Raw genomic sequence first — 18438 nt, forward strand, 5'->3', positions numbered from 1 at the left:
GGGTTGTAATATGTTTCTTGGGCTTTTGTATTTTCTTTGGAGGATAAAATTATTATCTTTGGTGCTTTATTTCAGGAAGAAACATAAGAGCTTATGTTTAATGGAGGGAGATTGCGATAAGTATGGATAATGAACTTTTATATCGTCTTAAAGAAGGAGACAGGGATGCTTTTAATTCCGTCTATTGGCAGTATAGCTCCAAGGTATACAATACCGTTCTGTATTTGTTGAATGATTCTGATATTGCTGAAGATGTGGTACAGGAACTCTTTCTGACTATTTGGGAAAAACGTGAGAATATCCAGCCCGAGCTTAATTTTGAAGCCTATATTTCAACCATCGCCCGTAATTTAGCTTATAAATATATTGAAGAAGCTCTTCATAAAAATCTACCGGTTGAAGATCTCAATGATGTAAAATGGATGTCTAGCTCAGAAGAAGATGCGATTGAAGCCGAATCACTGCGGGAATACATTTTTAATGTTATCTCGTCATTTCCGGAAATGCGTCGGAAAGTATTTATCATGAGCCGTTTTGAAAACCTATCGCATGCAGAAATTGCGGAAAAACTATCCTTGTCCGAACGTACGGTAGAAGCACATATCTATCAGGCTTTGAAAGAACTTCGTAAAGTGCTTGGAAATAAAGCGATAGCTTTCCTTCTTATTTATCTTTCCATGTAGTATACACTTCTTTTTACTAAATACTTCTTGCTATAAATGATAATCAATCTGTGAATTAAAGTTAAACATGTGCGTATTTTATATTTTGACTAAGTAGTAGATACATTTAACTGACTATTATAATAAACGAGTCAATGATGAGAATAGAATTACTTCACCGTTTGATAGCTGGTTCCACTACCGAAGAAGAAAACCGGGAGCTGATGGAATGGTTCCGGCAGTGTGCATCCCAGGAAGAGTTCTTCATGCTTTTTGAGAATGTATGGAAGGATAGTCCGGATGAGATGCCTAGGGACGTACAGGAACGTATGTATCGCAGGCTGAATCGTGATTTGGGTGAAGAGAAAAAAACGATAAAAATTATTCCGTGGCATTCGTATTTTTCCCGGAAGATCTGGCAACGGGTTGCGGTGGCCTGCATAATCGTTGTTTTGAGTCTGGCTAATTATAATATGTTTCATAAACAAAAACAATTGTCGACACAAAATTTTACGGTATCGGCAGAGAAAGGGCAACGAGCTTTTGTCACCTTGCCTGATAGTACGAAAGTGTGGTTGAATTCTGATACGAAGATCAGTTATCCGGCAGATTATGGTATGAAAGAACGGAATGTGGCATTGATGGGAGAAGCCTATTTTGAAGTAGCTAAAAATCCGGATAAACGTTTTATTGTGGAAACAAAAGGTATGCAAGTAGAAGCTTTGGGAACTGCATTCAATATAAATGCATACAAAAATGATAATAAAATTATTGCATCGTTGTTTTCGGGATCTGTACGAGTGAGTTATGAGGATCATGTGACTATCCTTAAACCGCATGAGTCTGTGAAAGTCGATCTATTGACCCGGGATTTCTTCCAATACGAAGATAATACTATGAAGGATATAGCCCTTTGGCGGGAGAATGAAATCACATTCGATGGCGAGTCGCTGGAGGAAATCGCACACATAATAAATCGCCTGTACAATACGACTATATATATAGAAGATGAATCATTAAAGAAAGAATGTTATATAGGCACTGTCCGAAATAATAGCCTTGAAAACTTTATCGACATCATCAACCTGACTACTCCCGTGGTATATGAAAATAAAGGAGATACTGTATTCCTGAAAAGAAGGGATCCTTAACAGGGCCTGTTAACCATATATAGAAATAAATCTAATGTCTAATCTAACAAAATGCCTATGAGGAAGGAATAAAAGAAAAGAAGAGAGGTAACCCTTTACAGAGTTACCTCACCAATACAGTTTTAGCAGATATCCCTAAAGTTGATATAGCCGATGTAGGAGACCGACTATTATTAACAGGACTCTTCTGCTTACAAAGTTACAAACATTTATTTTATCTACATCTTATTTCTAATTAAAAGAAAAATGAGTAACATGAAGCATTTATTTAAACAGATGGTTATTCTGACATTATTGTTAACCTTTCCGCTATTGGAAATCCACGCTCAGATAACCGTCAAAATGAAAGACAAACCCGCTTCGGAAGTGGTGAAGCAAATTGAAAAAGTAAGCAAATATCGCTTTTTTTATAAGAAAGGTCTTCCTGGTATGAATACCCCGATTACCGTTGAAACAAATGATCAAAGTATCGAAGTCGTATTGGGGCAAATCGTTCAACAGATACCTGTTGCTTATGCCATAAAAGGAGAGACTCAGGTAGTACTTACTGAACCTGAACTTCAGAATACGAATACCAATCTTACTAAATTTGTGAAAGGAACCGTAACTGATGCGAATGGAGAACCCATTATCGGAGCGAATATTATGGAAAAAGGAACGATTAATGGAACGATTACCGATATGGATGGTAACTTTTCACTAACTGTAAAAGAGGGAGCAATTTTGGTCGTTTCGTATGTTGGTTATATTACTCAGGACTTACCGGTTAAGAATAGGGCTACACTGGTTATTCATTTGAAAGAGAATTCGCAGGCCCTGGGAGAAGTTGTAGTTACAGCTTTAGGTATTAAAAGAGAAGAAAAAGCCTTAGGTTATTCTGTTCAAAAGATGAGTGGTGATGATATGCCGATGGCAAAATCTGTCGATATTACTACTTCATTAACGGGTAAAATCGCCGGGTTGAATATTCAGAACAACACTGAATTTGATCAGGATGCAACGATCTCTTTACGCGGTTCCACTCCTTTGTTGATTGTGGATGGTATTCCATATGCCAATTTATCGATAAATGAAATAGCTGCCGATGATATTGAATCCGTAGATGTCCTGAAGGGAGCAACTGCTTCTGCTTTATATGGGGCAAGAGGTTCAAGCGGTGCAATTATGATTACGACAAAGAAAGGATCGGATAAGGAAGGATTAAACATTAATATTAATAGTAATACTATGTTTTTCTCCGGTTATCTGGCTTTTCCGGAAACTCAGCATTCATATAGTGCAGGTACCGGCGGTAAGTATAATAATAATTCAGTGTGGGGAGATAAGCTGGATATAGGACGAACAGCCGTTCAGTGGGATCCGAAAACGTACGAATATAGAGAAATGGAACTTACATCCAAAGGAAAAGATAATTTCAAAAACTTCCTTCAGTTTAGCATGGTAACAAATAACAATGTAAGCGTTACCCAAAAAGGGAAGTATGGCTCCTTCAGAGCATCTGCAACACAGGTTTATAATAAGGGAGAATATCCGAATCAGAAGTTGAATAAAATGACTTTTTCCGTAGGTGGTGAAATGAAATGGCAAAAGTTCTCGATGGATGCAACGGCAGCATACAATAAACGTGTATCGTCAAACACAGTAGGTTCGGGATATAGTAGTAGCTATATCTATAATATGGTAATCTGGGGTGGTACTGAATATGATATCCGCGATTATAGGGATTACTGGGTAAAAGGGAAAGAGAATGAAATGCAGAACTGGTATGATAAGAGTTGGTATGACAATCCCTGGTTTAAAGCTTATGAACAGATTACTTCCTATGATACAGATGTGTTCAATACATCCATCAATACCAGTTATGAGATTACTCCCTGGTTGAAGGCGATGGCTCGTGCCGGTGCTGATGTCTATAATAAACGGGAAGAATCCAGAAATGCGATCAGTGCAAACGGAGCATGGGATAAGAAAGGATATTACAGTATAAATAAAGATACTAAGTTCAGTGTTAATGCGGATGCTATGTTAATGGCCGATAAGACATGGGGAAAGTTTAATTTGAATGGAATGTTTGGCGGTAACATATTTTATCTGCATAATGATGATATGTTGAGTAAAACGCAGGGGGGACTCTCGATCCCTGGATATTACTCATTGAATTCATCTTCCGATCCTGTCAGTGCAACAAGCGGTTTGAAGCAGAAACGGGTAAATAGTCTATATGGGAAGGCTTCTGTCTCTTGGAATAGTACCTATTATTTAGATATTACGGGACGTAATGACTGGTCGTCAACTCTACGTTCTGATGAACGTTCTTATTTTTATCCTTCAGTGGCTGGTAGTGTAATTTTGTCGGAAATATTGCCGTTACCTTCCTGGTGGAATTTTCTGAAGGTAAGAGGATCGTGGACTACAACCAAGCAAGATGCAGAGATATATGCTAATAATAATGTGTACGGCATTACAACGAACGTTTGGGATGGTTTGTCTACAGCTTCCTATCCTGAAACTTTGATTGGAGGGATTGTCCTTCCTCAGAAATCGGAAACTTGGGAAGCCGGTCTGGCTCAAACCTTTTTCCAGAAACGGTTGAATATAGACTTTGCCTATTATCATAAGTTAGAGTCTGATTTTATTATTAATGGAGGCGTAAGTGAGTCTACAGGATATAAATCTATCCAGACGAATAGTAAAGAACAGCGTTTACGTAGCGGAGTAGAATTAGTAGTGGGAGGGACACCCATCCAAACGAAAGATTTCAATTGGCATATTCTGACAAACTGGTCACACGATAAGTATACTTATCATAAGCTGGATCCTGATTATTCGACTAAACGTCCCTGGATTAAAGAAGGAGCCGATTGGGATTGGATTGCTATTAATGATTGGGAACGTGATCCGGATGGTAATATCGTTCATAACGGCGGTATACCTGTGCGGCAGACTTTCCAAAAGAAAGTGGGTAAATATGTCCCTGATCTGGTTTGGGGTATAACAAATACTTTTACTTATAAAAATTGGTCGTTAAGCTTTACGTTTGACGGACGTGTAGGAGGAACATCCTATTCCAAAACACATCAGATGTTATGGAATTCGGGAACACATGTGGATTCGGATAATCAGTATCGATACGACGAAGTAGTAGACGGAAAAATATCTTATGTTGGAGAAGGTGTAAAAGTTGTTTCCGGTGCTGTGAGAAGAGATCCGGATGGCAATGTGCTGGAAGATACCAGAGTCTTTGCTCCTAACGATGTTGTGGTGTCTTATGAAAGTTATATTACGAAATATCACGATTCCCATGCCAGTCCAAGTTGGCAAAATATGTTGAGCCAGACATTCTTTAAACTTCGGAATTTGTCGTTGACATATCAAATACCCTATGCTGTCTGCCATAAAGTGGGCATGAAGAATGCAGCAGTCAGCTTTACCGGTCAGAACCTGCTTTTGTGGGCTAAAGATTTTAAATATGCAGATCCGGAAAAAGGTGGTGAGAAAGAAGAACTGAACTCTCCCTCTCAACGATATATGGGTTTTAATATTAAAGTTGATTTCTAATAAAGTATACAAATGAAAAATATAAAAAGTATCAAAATAGTAAGCTGTTTACTGATCTATGTTCTTTCGTTTTCAGCTTGTACATCGACTTTTGACGATATGAATACGAATCCGGATGCTACGACACAAGTCAAGTCGTCTATGTTGGCAACCAACGTAATAAAAGATATGGTTACAAAGATATGGGAATATAATGAATTCCTGAGTCGACGGATGTTTTGGGGTGAACAAATTAATAATGCCCAGTATAACCGTTTCGGAGCAGATGATTTTTCTTATATTCGGATACTGACTAATGCGAAGCAAATGATGGAGTTAGCTTCTGAAGATGATAAAGATGCCTATTCCGGGTTATTCTATTTCATGAAAGGTTGGAACTTCTGGCGTTGTACGATGAGTATGGGGGATATCCCTTATTCTCAGGCTCTGGATATTGAGGCATATCGTTATCCGGTCTATGACAATCAAAAAGATGTTTTTATTGGTGTTTTATCGGATCTGGAAAAAGCGGATGAGTTCTTCGCCACAGCCAAAAGTTTTGAAGGGGATCCGTTTTATAAAGGAGATCCGGTGAAATGGAGAAAAGCAACGAATGTTCTTCGTCTGAAGGTGTTGATCTCCTTGTCGAAACGAGTAGATGATACACCAGAGTTGAATATTAAGGACACATTTGCAGAAATAGTGGCAGAAGGTAATCTGTTCCAAAGTAACGATGACAATTTGCAGGCTATTTATTCAGATAAGCAGGGGCAGCAGAATCCGTTTCATAATAGTTTTGTGAAAAGTATTAATGAGTATGCAGGTTCTTCTCTGTTAATCGATCCGTTGAAGAAGTTTGAGGATTATCGTTTGTTCTATTATTTTTCTCCGGCTCAGGCTATGACCGATGAACTGTATCTGGCTCCGGGACAGGAACTATTGGAGCCGAGTGACTGGAATGCTTATCAGGGATTGGATGTTGCTGCTGTATTTGGAGAAGAATCTAAAAAGATTGCAAATAAGTTGCATTCGCGCCCTAATGGTGTATACCGCTTAAGTTATGCAGGGGTACCTTATATTCGTTTAGGATATGCAGATATGAACTTTACGATTGCAGAAGCGATAGAGCGTGGATGGATAAAAGGAGATGCACAGAAATATTATGAAGAAGGTATCCGTGCTTCTTTCAATTTTGTGCGTACTACTGTTCCTGCGGAATATCGGAATGGAAGAGAAATAACAGATGAGTATATTGATCGTTATTTGAAAGGTTCTTATGTGGCTTATAATGCGAAAGGGACGCAGATGGATCGTTTGAAACAGGTCTGGATTCAGGCCTATATTGCTCGCTATTATCATATGCAATATGATGATTATTATGACTATCGTCGGAATACTTATCCGGAGTTCCCGATAAATCCGAATACGAACCTGAATGATGATAAGACTAAAATTCCGATGCGCTGGCAATATCCGGAGAACGAATTATTATATAATAAGGAACAATATCTTGCAGCATTGGATCGTCAATGGGGTGGGACGGATAATGTTAATAACGTGATGTGGTTGTTGAAATAGTTTTTATTGAAAAGAGATGATTATATGAAAAAGATATTATTTTTATTACTTTACCTGCTGAGTGTGCCGGTATGGATAAATGCGGAAAAAATAAATGATACTTTTACTGTTTTCCAGATGAACTTATGGCATGAGGGCTCGAAAGTTCCGAATGGATACCAGGGCATTCTCGATGTTTTGGATGAGGTTGATGCTGATGTTGTTTTCTTGTGTGAAATCAGAGATTTTGATGGGAAAATGTTCATGCCTAGAATTTTGAAGGACTTAGAAAAACGAGGAAAGCATTATTATGGGGAGACTTTGGGGATGGTAGTTGGTCTTTTAACAAAGTATAAACCGGATAGTATCGTAAAATGCTGTATTGTCCCCGGTGATGAGAGTAGGGCAATGTTGAAAGCTGCAATTACGATTGCCGGACAACCGGTTTCTTTCTATTCCTGCCATCTGGATTATTTGCATTATGAATGTTATATGCCTCGTGGATACAGTGGTATGAGTTGGGAAAAAATAGATTCTCCGGTAACGGATGAAAAAACAGTTTTGGAGGCTAATCGATTAGCATACCGGGATGAAAGTATCTCTGCTTTTATTCAGGATGCATTGGCTGAAATACAAAAGGGTATTCCTGTTATTATGGGAGGTGATTTCAACGAACCTTCTCATTTGGATTGGCAGGCGAATACCAAAGACCTATGGGATCATAATGGTGCCGTTATTAATTGGGATTGTTCTGTCATGCTGCATAATGCCGGATTTAAAGATGTTTACCGTGAGAAATATCCGGATCCGGTTGCATATCCGGGATTCACATTCCCGGCTGGCAATAAATTGGCTGAAGAGGCAAAGTTGGAGAAGCTGGCATGGGCTCCGGATGTTGATGAACGGGATCGTATTGATTTTATTTATTATTATCCGACCTATGCAACACTTTCTTTGAAAAAAAGTATTCTGGTTGGGCCGTCTGAAACTGTCATCCGTGGAAAGATAGAAGAGAGTGATTCTCAGGACAAGTTCTTCACTCCGAAAGGAATCTGGCCGACAGACCATAAAGGTAATCTGGCAACATTTAAGGTTGTTACCGGAAAATGATAGATAATAATGGGCAGGAAGCAAGGAATATTGTTATACCGGTATCTGATTAGAACGGTAACAATGTGCTGTTGTTTTGTTGTACTATTTTACTGTCGATAATTGTCGGCAAGCTTGTTGATAGTTATCGGCAAGCTTGCTCACAATTATCGACAGATTTGTTTATAATTGTCGACAAGCAATTACTATGACGGGATCTTATCTTTTCTTTGGGATGAAATTCAGGTTATATCGGGTTGTAACCATGAATATTACCCTTTCTCCTTCAATAATTGTTCTAGCAAAGCGGACTTTTCTTTTTCAACGGCCAGCATGCGTTCAAAAAGGTCGGTGGCTTGTTTGTTCAACTCCATTATCTTCTCTAAAGGATGAATGGTATTTTGATTGTATTGATCATTTGAAATTATTCCTGTATTATAGCTTCCACTTTCAAAATTATTATTTTCAATAATAACTGACAGCGGATTTTCATCCAGTTCTTCAATGATCTTGGGGGAAATATTTAAGATGTTCGCGATTTGGATCAAGGTATCTTTTTCGATCACCCGTTGGCTTTCGATACGTGAAACCGCTTGCTGAGTAGTGCCGAGATCTTTCGCTAATGAGCTCTGTTTGATCCCCATTATATTACGTAATTTGCGGACGTTCGAACCCTGGTGAACGTTCTTTTGGATTTTCTCTTCTGTTTCTTTTTCCATATCGAACTTATTTTATTTGAGACAAATATAAGGACAAAACGATAAACTCTTTGCTTGTCATATGGGAAATAACAATCTATCTTGCTTTTTTCTTTTCCTGCATGCGATGTAAAAAACCTAGCTGTTTTGTGTATTTTACCTAAGCATGAATATTGGGGCATGAAGATATACTACTTTTCTTTGTAAAGGTATCGTGAAAGTGAATTGATAAAAAAGGAATAATGGATATTGCCGGGCATTGCGAACTTTTACGATTTGTGGCAGCTTCGGTAAGAGGTGATTGGCGGATCAGAGGATAGTCCATCAAATAAGTAGTTTTATACTATTTTTTATAACAAAAATAAGTCTACATTTGCATTGGATTATAGCGTGCAATTATATAGAAAAAGATTTTAATTAGCTCATACAGCCATATCATTAAGAAATAGTCGTGATAATTACAGAATAATATTTGTTGAATATTTAACTTAATATATATTGAATATCTCTATTACAGATGATAAACTAATTGCTGCAATCGCAAATGATGATTACACCAGTTACAATAAGCTGTTTGTCCGTTACTACAGCCGTCTGTGTTGTTATGCCTATCGTCTGTTAGGAGAGAAAGAGGATGCTGAGGATGTTGTGCAGGAACTATTCCTTACCCTTTGGAACAACCGGAAGAGGATATTGGTTGGAGAGAATGTTTCCGGCTACCTGTATAAGATGGCGAGAAATCTGGCATTGAATCATATTCGTACGCGAACAAATTACAAAACAGTTTTAGAGAACCGGGAAGAAGAACTTCCTTATTACGAAGAAAATCCGCTTGAGACTGAAGAATTTCGCATGGCTCTTTACGATTGTATCAACCTGCTGCCTGGCAGGTGTAAAGAGGTGTTACTCCTTCACCGCGTAAAAGGGCTGAAGCAAAAAGAGATTGCAGACCAGTTATCCATTTCAGTCAAAACAATTAAAAATCAGATATGGGTATCTCTCCAGAGATTGAAAAAGTGCCTTGAAGTAAAAGGTATATAAAATTTTTTAGGTCCGTATAGGACCTTTTTTGTTTTACTGTGTCTTAATTATAAAAGGAAGATTCATGGAAGAAAAAGAACATATAAGTGATCATATAATAGATTACCTGCTCAGCGGTGAAAAAGAGGTCACCGACCCGATCCTACAGGAATGGTTGGATCGAAATGGGGAGAACTGTCAGGAACTGGAGCGGTATCGCAGGATCTGGAAGGAATCCGGACATTATATGGATCCCGGTGTTTTTAATGTGGATCGTGCCTGGGAGAAAGTAGATACGTCTAACAGACAGAAGGCTCTTCTCCGGAAACGTATGAATAATATTTATTATACATTGTCAGGTATCGCAGCCTCTGTCTTATTGATGGTTGTTCTTTCTGTTACCGGAGTATTTGATAGGGAGCAGGATATCTCTGTCAGCTTGACCGCCGATTACGGGAACCGTTCGGAAATAGCGTTGCCTGACGGGTCGGTCGTAAAGTTGAATTCAGGGTCGGATATTACCTATGTGTATAACTCGAAGAAGAAAATTCGGGAAGTTCGTTTCCAGGGGGAAGGATATTTTGATGTATCGAAAAGTAAAATCCCTTTTATTGTGAAAATGACTGATGGAGTAGAGGTGAAAGTATTAGGTACATCTTTTAACCTGAAAGCGTATGCAGATGACCCGACTATACAAGCTTCGTTGGTGGAGGGGCATATTGAACTGGGACATAATAATGACAAACTGAAGATGAAAGCAGGTGATATGGCAGAGTTCGATAAGCGGACTAGTACATTGAAACAGCTTAGTGGTGATTTGTCCCATTCTTATGGATGGCTGAATAATAAGCTTTACATGGATGATATGTCATTGGGGGATGTCTGTAAATATTTAGAAAGATGGTATAATGTCGATATTCATATTCAGGGAGATTTAGGTAAAAATATACATTACAATGGTGTAATACAGGAAGAAACAATTGCAGATGTATTGGAGGCCTTATCCCATTTAAGTAACATAGCCTATCACGTGAAAGGAAAAAATATAAGTATAACCCCTAAATAAGTTTGCCTATGAAGTAACAACCATGAAGCACGAAAAACGGGAAATGCAGCAACACTTCCCGTCCTATTTTTTGATCATTAATACACAGTGTGTCCAGCACTATTGTTAACTAACAATCAAATTACAAATATATGAAATTTTTTAATTTGTCAAGGTCGGAATCGTATCCGACCCTTAAAAAGGTATACGCTATTATGAGATTGACAACATTAGCTTTAATTGCTTTCTCGCTCAATATCTCGGCTACCGTTTATTCCCAAAAGACGAAATTATCGTTGAACGTAAACAATCAGTCCATCAAGGAAATCCTTTTCCTGATAGAGAATCAGTCCGAGTTCCGGTTTATTTATGAGAGTGGAAAAATCAACCTAGATAAGAAAGTCTCTGTCCGCGAGAAAGACCAGAGTGTCGAAACGATCCTGAACCGTCTGTTTGCAAAGGAAGGGATCAAGTATGAGATCACAGAGAATAATCTTATTCTGATCAACCCGGCGGAAAAGAGTGGTGGTCCGGGAATGCCGGTTGTGGCACAGGGGAAAAAAGGAAATATTACAGGTGTGGTTACAGATACTAGCGGTGAGCCGATTATCGGTGCCAACGTGGTAGAGAAAGGAACAACGAATGGAACAATTACAGATATCGATGGGAAATATACTCTGGATAATGTTTCCGGAAAAACTCTTCTGATTTCCTACATCGGCTATATCAGTCAGGAAGTGCCTGTACGCGAAGGAGCTTCTGTTAATGTGAAACTACTGGAAGATACCCAAAATCTGGAAGAAGTGGTCGTTGTTGGATATGGTATCCAGAAAAAAGTGAATCTGACCGGGTCGATATCTTCTGTCAGCGCGGAGGATATTCAAGATTCTCCCGCAGGTAGTTTATCTAGTGCACTTGTCGGTAAGATGGCGGGGGTATTGTTGACACAGTCCGGAGGTAAACCCGGTGCCGGTGCCGATATGACGGTACGTTCTAAAGGAACCTGGAATGATTCGGCTCCTTTATATGTAATTGATGGGATTGTCAGAGACAAATTTGCTTTTGACGGCTTGGATGCAAGTGAAGTGGAAAATCTGTCTGTCTTGAAAGACGGAGCGTCTGCTGCTATTTACGGAGCACGTGCTGCAAACGGTGTTGTGTTGGTTACTACCAAGAAAGGTAAAATAGGAAAGCCAACCATCGCTTATTCCGGTTCTATCGGTTTATCGGATGCAACTATGATTCCGGAAACACAGAATGCTTACAACCAGGCAGTTTTTATAAATGATAACAGGATTGTGGAAAATGTCGATCCTACGGATTTGAGTTATTATACGGATGACGAGTTGGAGTACTTCAAAAATAACAATTATAACTGGTTGGATGAAGCATGGAAGCAACCGTTGGTAACCAGGCATTCTTTGAATGTCAGTGGAGGTAACGAACGTGTCCGTTATTTCATTGGCGGTAACTATTACTATGAAACAGGTTCTTTTGATAATCTGAGTTTCAAGAAATATAATCTGAGAAGTAATCTGGAAGCGAACATAACAAAAGACCTGATCGTTTCTCTGAATCTGAATATGGATACAAGAAACGATGATAAACCATATTGGAGATACGACAATGATTCTGATAAGATGGATAACCTCTACAGGGGGTTGCTTTTCCGGACAGGACAGGTGCCTCCCTATATTAATGGGAAGCCTACCGGAAGTTTTGTGGAATGGCATCCGATTGAGCTGTTGGGAGGTAATACCGGTTATAACAGAAAGAAATATTCCAATTATGAGGCGAATATTTCATTACAATATAATGTCCCCTTTGTCAAAGGTTTGAGCCTTAAATTATTATTTAATAAATATGATAGGCACACTTTTATAAAACAATTCAACCGTCCTTATTCATTATATGAATATAAAATGACAGGCGGCCACAATCATATTATAACAGATGTAATAGACCGTGTCAAAGTGAGATCTGACGGTGACTTCTTGGAAGAGAAGTATGATACCCGTGACAGTTATCAGTTAAATGGATATATTACATATGCTAATAAATTCGGTAAACATGATGTAGGGGCATTATTTGTATATGAACAGTCGGAAGGAACGGTGGATTGGTTTAACGGCGTGAGAAATTACTTTATCTCCTCTGCGGTGGACCAGTTGTTTGCCGGTAGTTCTGACTCAAAGAACTCGACAGTGGACGGAAAAGGTGAAGAAACAGGACGTATCTCTTATATTGGTCGCCTGAATTATGGTTATGATGACAGGTATCTGGTGGAAGCCTCTTTCCGTTATGACGGTTCTGTCAATTTTGCTCCTAAAAACCGCTGGGGATTTTTCCCGTCTGCTTCATTGGCATGGAGAGTATCGGAAGAGAAATTCTTCAAAGAGAATGTAAAGTTTATCAACTATCTGAAATTAAGAACATCTATCGGATTGTTGGGAAATGACGGCATCGTATTGAAAGATAAGAATGCGATTAGCGGATGGCAATGGATGCAGCGTTATAATCTGGTGAACGGAGCATATTTCGGTTCGTTGAGCAGTGGAGTTGCTGCAGATGTAATTCCTAATGTGGATATTACCTGGGAAAAGTCTTTGACATACAATTTCGGTCTTGATGCTACTTTCCTGAACAATAAGCTTTCGATGACAGTAGATGCATTCTACAGGCATACATATGATATTTTGGGAGATCGGGCTGCCAGTATTCCAGCTACTTTTGGCGCGAAGATGCCTTCTGAAAACTATGGAGTGATCGATGCTAGAGGTTTTGAAGTAGAATTGGGCTATAATGACAGAATTGGAGATGACTTTAAGTATTATGTAAAAGGAAATCTGGGATATGCGGTGAATGAGGTGATCACAAAAGATGAGGCGGAGAATCTTCGTTCTTATAAGTCTGAGATCGGTTATAGCACAGATCGTAAAATGGGATATATTGCAACGGATATTATCCGTACACAGGCGGACTTGGATGCGCTGCCGGAAGGATATACAATCTTTGGTCAGAAACCCGAATTAGGTATGCTGAACTATAAGGATTTGCGTGGAGCGAACAGTGATGAGCCCGACGGTGTGATCGATGATAATGATAAAGACTGGATTATAAACCATACGACACCTCCTCTGAACTACGGTATTTCTTTAGGCGGTTCATGGAAAGGTATTTCTTTGGATATATTCTTACAGGGAGTAGCCGGACATGACGTGATGATCGCTATGAGAGGTGCTCAGGCACGTCCGCAGGAAACGAACTTCGATTTTTGGACTGACCACTGGACTCCGGAAAATGTAGGTGCTGCTTTTCCGCGTGCCTCTCGTAATGCAGCTGGTGAGGAATCGACATTCTGGATGCGTAACGGTTCTTTCCTGCGTTTGAAAAATGTGAATCTTTCTTATGCGTTGCCTAAATCGGTGTTGACTAAATTGGGGGTTGCCCAGCTGAAATTCTTTCTGACTGGAAATAACCTGTGTTTGCTTCAAAATAAGGTGAAATATTACGATCCGGAAAGTTCGACGATTTTCGATTATCCTATGATGAAGAGTTACTCTTTTGGTGTGAACCTTAGTTTCTAATATTAAAATTAAAGCATTATGACGATCAAATATTTATTATACGGCTCATTGTTAGCTATGAGTGTGAGTTGTTCAGATATCCTGAATAAAAAGGATTTATCTGCTGTGACAGACGACCAGGTTTGGGGAGATGCCAAATATGCAACAGCTTACCTGAACAGGTTGTATGAAAAGAATCTGCCCAAATGGGAAGGAGAGCAAGATAGGGATGGAGATGGTGCTAATTCTATTTTTTATTCATCTTATTCGGATGAATCCGATGGCGGCGGCGGTGTGATGTACGGTCAGTTAACGACAGCTTCAAGCGATTATTGGTATTATGAAGATATTCGTAATATTAATATGTTATTTGAAAAACTGGAGAATAATGAGGCTATAGACACGGAGACCTGTACAAACCTGAAAGCTCAGGCTTCTATCCTTCGCGCCTGGCGTTATTTCTGTATGGTGCGTGTGTATGGCGGTGTCCCTATGTTGTTGTTACCACAGAAACTGACTGATGACTTACTGGTGTCACGTAATAAAACGTCTGAGTGTATCGATATTATCATCAAGGACCTGGATTATGCTTATGAAAATCTTCCCTGGAGTTGGACTGGTGATGATTTGGGACGGGCAACCAAAGCTGCAGCATTGGCTTTGAAAGGACGTGTTTTATTGTATTATGCCAGCCCTCAGTTCAATCCTGATAACCTGACGGATCGTTGGGAGGTAGCATATAAGGTCAATAAACAGGCAAAAGAAGAACTGGAAGCGAATGGCTACGGATTATATGCCGATTATGAAAAGATATGGTATGATGAAATGAACAGAGAAGTTATCTGGGGACGCAGATACCAGGAACCGGGGGCTACGAACAAATGGAATGCAGCGACCCGTCCTTTGTCTGAGGCACAAAATTATACAGGAGCGAATCATCCGACTTTGGAGATGGTAGAGTCATATCCAATGATAACAGGTGTTCCTATCACTGAATCTACCGATTATGATCCTGTTTTATATTGGAAGAACAGAGATCCGCGTTTCAATATGACTATCGCTTACAATAGCTGTACTTGGGAATTGAGTGGTAAAGCAGGCAGAAAACAATGGACGTATGTGGGGGCTGAATTGAATAATCCCACAGCAACAGGTTTTTATTGTAGAAAGGCTGTTGAGACAAGCTATACCTCTTATTATACAGAAAGAAGTAGTACAGACTGGATCGAGATTCGGCATGCTGAGGTGTTGCTGAACTATGCAGAATGTGCAGCTATGCTGGGTAAGACGGATGAGGCCTATGATGTATTGAAAGCGATCAGGGCAAGAGCCGGTATACTTGCAGGTGATAATGGCATGTATGGATTAAAGCCGGAGTTATCGTCAGGGCAAATGATTGATGCAATCATGCTGGAGAGGAAGTTAGAACTATCTTTTGAGGGTAAACGTTATTGGGATTTGCGCCGCCGTCGGTTGTTTGAGGCTGAGTTGAATGGGAAAGTACGTCATGGTGTCCTGCCAAAACTAAATATACCGGAAGAAGAATTTAATAAGATAAAGGATACGGCTGATTTTGAGAATGATTATGCTACTTACTTCAGAGACTCGCTGGTTATCCTGGATAAGAACTTTACGATTGATTTTAAAGACAATTATTATTTCTATGCGATACCTAACAAGTATCTGGAAACGAACTCCAAAATGGAGCAGACGCAAGGCTGGAGCGGTGGAACGTTCAATCCGTTAGATTAATTTTATAATTACAGAAGGCAGAACCCTGTGATTCTGCCTTCTTTTAAATGAGATATATGAGAAGATATTTTGTAGCAATCTGTACTCTTTGCATTTTGAGTGCATGTAATAATTCTCCTCAAAACAAAGGAGGAGTCGAATGGAAAGAAGAGGTAGCAGGCGTGTGGAATGTTTCTGTCGGTACTCCTGAGAAGATTAACCTGCTGAGTGAATTGAATATTAGTCCCAAGTTCGATGCTATCAGGAAAATGGGAGAAGCCTCCCTGCCTGTCTCCCAAGAGGATATCAGTTTTGAAGTGGTCGATGGGAAAACCTATATCCGTTTCCCTCTGGAAAAGGATGAGAAGATATTCGGTTTGGGCCTGAATTTTAAAACGGTTGAACAGAGAGGACGGATCATGCGTCTGCATGTAGATCATTATACCGGAAAAGATGATGGACGTACACACACTCCGGTTCCATTTTTTGTTTCTTCTAGGGGATATGGTGCCTTTATCAATTCAGCCAGATACATAGATACATGGGTAGGTACGAGTGTGAGGAAAGACAGCAAGAACCCACCAGTCGTAAGAGACCGGAATACAGACAAGAATTGGGAAGCCCAGCCGTATTCGGATAATCTGGAGTTTCTGATTCCGGCAGAAGGAGTAGAAGTTGTCCTGTTTGCCGGACCGACGATGTTGGATGTAGTTCGTCGTTTTAATTTGTATAACGGTGGCGGTGCATTACCTCCGAGATGGGGACTTGGCTTTTGGCATCGTGTACCTTCTTTATTCTCCGATAAGGAAGTGAATGAAGAAGTTGCTCAATTTGAAAAACGAGGTTTCCCGTTGAGTGTAGTCGGACTTGAACCTGGTTGGATGAGCCGCTCCTATCCATGCACTTACGAATGGGATAGAGTTCGTTTCCCGGATCCGGATCACTTTGTGAAAAATCTGAATGACCAGTATATAAAAACGAATGTATGGATCAATCCTTATGTATCACCAGATGGTGAACTGTACGATAAAATCGAACCCTATACCGGATCGCATACGGTGTGGTGCGGGATTGTCCCCGATTATTCGATGCCCGCAGCACAGAAGATCATGGTGGAGCATTTTGAGAAACATCAGTTGGATAAAGGCATTAGCGGATATAAGATGGATGAAAATGACGGTTATGATTTCTGGCTTTGGCCGGATGTTGCCTCTTTTCCATCCGGTATGCCGGCAGAACAGATGCGTCAGATATATGGTTCCCTGATGCAAAGTGTTACAATGGACATGTTCCGTAAACGTAATACGCGAACTTATGGATTAGTCCGTGCTGGGAATGCAGGGACGAGTTCGTACCCTTATGTCATTTATAACGATTATTATGCTCATCGTGATTTTATAACAGCACTGATAAACAGTTCTTTCATCGGTGTTCTTTGGACGCCCGAGGTTAGATCTTCCGGGACGGGAGAGGAGTGGTTAAGACGGATGCAGACCGTTTGTTTTTCTCCTGTAGCTCAATTGGATGCCTGGGCGGACGGAACAAAGCCCTGGAGTTTTCCGGAAGTGGAAAAAGAAGTACGTGAGATTGCGCAGTTACGTATGCAGTTGATCCCTTATCTCTATACAGCTTTTGCCGATTACACCTTTGAAGGAACTCCTCCCATGCGTGCCATGAATCTGGAAGAAGGCTACCAAGCGGATATCCAAACAGAAAAGGGGGTATTGGATGCGACAGCTAATCCGTATGCGATGGCTGTTAAGCGGGAGGTTAAAGACCAGTTTATGGTAGGTCCGAGTTTACTTGTCGCTCCTTTGTTTGCCGGTGAGAAAGAACGCCAGGTGATCCTTCCGCAAGGTAAGTGGTATGATTTCTATACCGGTGAGTTTGCAGGGGAAGGGGAGGTGATAACGGTCTCTCCTGGCTTGTCAAAGATCCCTGTATATGTGAAAGAAGGGGGAATCATTCCTCTATGGCCTGCTGTGACAAAAGTGAAGGATGAGAAACTTCCGCTGGAAGTTCGTCACTATGGTAAAACTTCCTCTTCTTATAATTTATATGATGATGATGGAAAGACATTCGATTATGAAAAAGGAGATTTCTCTCGTATTGTATTGAAAGTGGATGTAAATACGAATGGCGATAAAACAGGAAAAGCTATTATTCCTGAAGGGACGAAAGTCTGGTCGTTCAGTGATTATAATTTTCGTTTTATGACTGGTAAATAAAATAATAGTTCAAAATAAAACCGAAGCGTTTATATCCAGGATTTGGAATACAGTAAAAACTGTACCCTAAATCCTGGATTTTGCAAAATAATGCTCGTATTTTGTGAAGACTTATGCTGGGTTTGTTTCCTATTTTTACCATTTCAATGTTTGA

General features: G+C 39.8%; 11 protein-coding genes. 10 read left to right on the top strand and 1 reads right to left on the bottom strand.

What is annotated here, in order from left to right; translation table 11 throughout:
- Positions 1-122 precede the first annotated feature (122 nt).
- The 5 genes from HMPREF1212_RS21580 to HMPREF1212_RS21600 all read left to right on the top strand — a co-directional run bounded on the left by HMPREF1212_RS21580 (position 123) and on the right by HMPREF1212_RS21600 (position 8017).
- Positions 123-683 carry an RNA polymerase sigma factor gene (locus tag HMPREF1212_RS21580; RefSeq protein WP_046151041.1) on the top strand — a complete coding sequence of 187 codons (561 nt, stop codon included), beginning with the start codon at positions 123-125 and terminating at the stop codon, positions 681-683.
- Between the two features lie 134 nt (positions 684-817).
- A complete protein-coding gene (locus HMPREF1212_RS21585; protein WP_232430177.1) occupies positions 818-1813 on the top strand; it encodes a FecR family protein in 996 nt (331 codons plus the stop codon).
- A gap of 255 nt (positions 1814-2068) precedes the next feature.
- The gene (locus tag HMPREF1212_RS21590) at positions 2069-5371 is read left to right on the top strand and encodes a SusC/RagA family TonB-linked outer membrane protein (protein ID WP_225607964.1); all 3303 of its coding nucleotides are present in this window, start codon (positions 2069-2071) and stop codon (positions 5369-5371) included.
- Between the two features lie 12 nt (positions 5372-5383).
- Positions 5384-6928, top strand: coding sequence for a SusD/RagB family nutrient-binding outer membrane lipoprotein (locus tag HMPREF1212_RS21595; RefSeq protein ID WP_028730133.1), 1545 nt, complete (start codon positions 5384-5386; stop codon positions 6926-6928).
- Positions 6929-6952: 24 nt separating this feature from the next.
- The gene (locus HMPREF1212_RS21600; protein ID WP_046151042.1) at positions 6953-8017 is read left to right on the top strand and encodes an endonuclease/exonuclease/phosphatase family protein; all 1065 of its coding nucleotides are present in this window, start codon (positions 6953-6955) and stop codon (positions 8015-8017) included.
- A gap of 251 nt (positions 8018-8268) precedes the next feature.
- On the opposite strand, the gene HMPREF1212_RS21605 is transcribed toward HMPREF1212_RS21600, so the two are convergent.
- Entirely contained in the window at positions 8269-8715 is a 447-nt protein-coding gene (locus tag HMPREF1212_RS21605) for a helix-turn-helix domain-containing protein (RefSeq protein WP_028730135.1), read from the bottom strand.
- A 477-nt stretch (positions 8716-9192) separates the two neighbouring features.
- On the opposite strand from HMPREF1212_RS21605, the gene HMPREF1212_RS21610 reads away from it, so the two are divergent.
- From HMPREF1212_RS21610 to HMPREF1212_RS21630, 5 genes are all read left to right on the top strand, one after another.
- On the top strand, positions 9193-9735 hold the full coding sequence (locus HMPREF1212_RS21610) for an RNA polymerase sigma factor (RefSeq protein ID WP_232430178.1): 543 nt from the start codon (positions 9193-9195) through the stop codon (positions 9733-9735).
- A gap of 64 nt (positions 9736-9799) precedes the next feature.
- Positions 9800-10780, top strand: coding sequence for a FecR family protein (locus HMPREF1212_RS21615; RefSeq protein WP_046151043.1), 981 nt, complete (start codon positions 9800-9802; stop codon positions 10778-10780).
- 194 nt (positions 10781-10974) lie between these two features.
- Complete coding sequence (locus tag HMPREF1212_RS21620; RefSeq protein ID WP_046151044.1) at positions 10975-14346, top strand: TonB-dependent receptor; 3372 nt, start codon at positions 10975-10977, stop codon at positions 14344-14346.
- Between the two features lie 18 nt (positions 14347-14364).
- Positions 14365-16077 (top strand): RagB/SusD family nutrient uptake outer membrane protein, encoded by a 1713-nt coding sequence (locus tag HMPREF1212_RS21625; protein WP_046151045.1) that lies wholly within the window; start codon positions 14365-14367, stop codon positions 16075-16077.
- Between the two features lie 56 nt (positions 16078-16133).
- Positions 16134-18284, top strand: a complete 2151-nt coding sequence (locus HMPREF1212_RS21630; protein WP_046151046.1) for a TIM-barrel domain-containing protein — start codon at positions 16134-16136, stop codon at positions 18282-18284.
- Positions 18285-18438: the final 154 nt, after the last annotated feature.

The sequence above is a fragment of the Parabacteroides sp. HGS0025 genome (genome assembly GCF_000969845.1).
Taxonomy (GTDB): Bacteria; Bacteroidota; Bacteroidia; order Bacteroidales; family Tannerellaceae; genus Parabacteroides; species Parabacteroides gordonii.

Bases quoted from the DNA above. Each gene is read 5' to 3' on its own strand.
- HMPREF1212_RS21600 (WP_046151042.1), top strand. From the start codon at position 6,953: ATGAAAAAGATATTATTTTTATTACTTTACCTGCTGAGTGTGCCGGTA.
- HMPREF1212_RS21580 (WP_046151041.1), top strand. From the start codon at position 123: ATGGATAATGAACTTTTATATCGTCTTAAAGAAGGAGACAGGGATGCT.
- HMPREF1212_RS21620 (WP_046151044.1), top strand. From the start codon at position 10,975: ATGAGATTGACAACATTAGCTTTAATTGCTTTCTCGCTCAATATCTCG.
- HMPREF1212_RS21590 (WP_225607964.1), top strand. From the start codon at position 2,069: ATGAAGCATTTATTTAAACAGATGGTTATTCTGACATTATTGTTAACC.
- HMPREF1212_RS21605 (WP_028730135.1), bottom strand. From the start codon at position 8,715: ATGGAAAAAGAAACAGAAGAGAAAATCCAAAAGAACGTTCACCAGGGT.
- HMPREF1212_RS21585 (WP_232430177.1), top strand. From the start codon at position 818: ATGATGAGAATAGAATTACTTCACCGTTTGATAGCTGGTTCCACTACC.
- HMPREF1212_RS21615 (WP_046151043.1), top strand. From the start codon at position 9,800: ATGGAAGAAAAAGAACATATAAGTGATCATATAATAGATTACCTGCTC.
- HMPREF1212_RS21595 (WP_028730133.1), top strand. From the start codon at position 5,384: ATGAAAAATATAAAAAGTATCAAAATAGTAAGCTGTTTACTGATCTAT.
- HMPREF1212_RS21630 (WP_046151046.1), top strand. From the start codon at position 16,134: ATGAGAAGATATTTTGTAGCAATCTGTACTCTTTGCATTTTGAGTGCA.
- HMPREF1212_RS21625 (WP_046151045.1), top strand. From the start codon at position 14,365: ATGACGATCAAATATTTATTATACGGCTCATTGTTAGCTATGAGTGTG.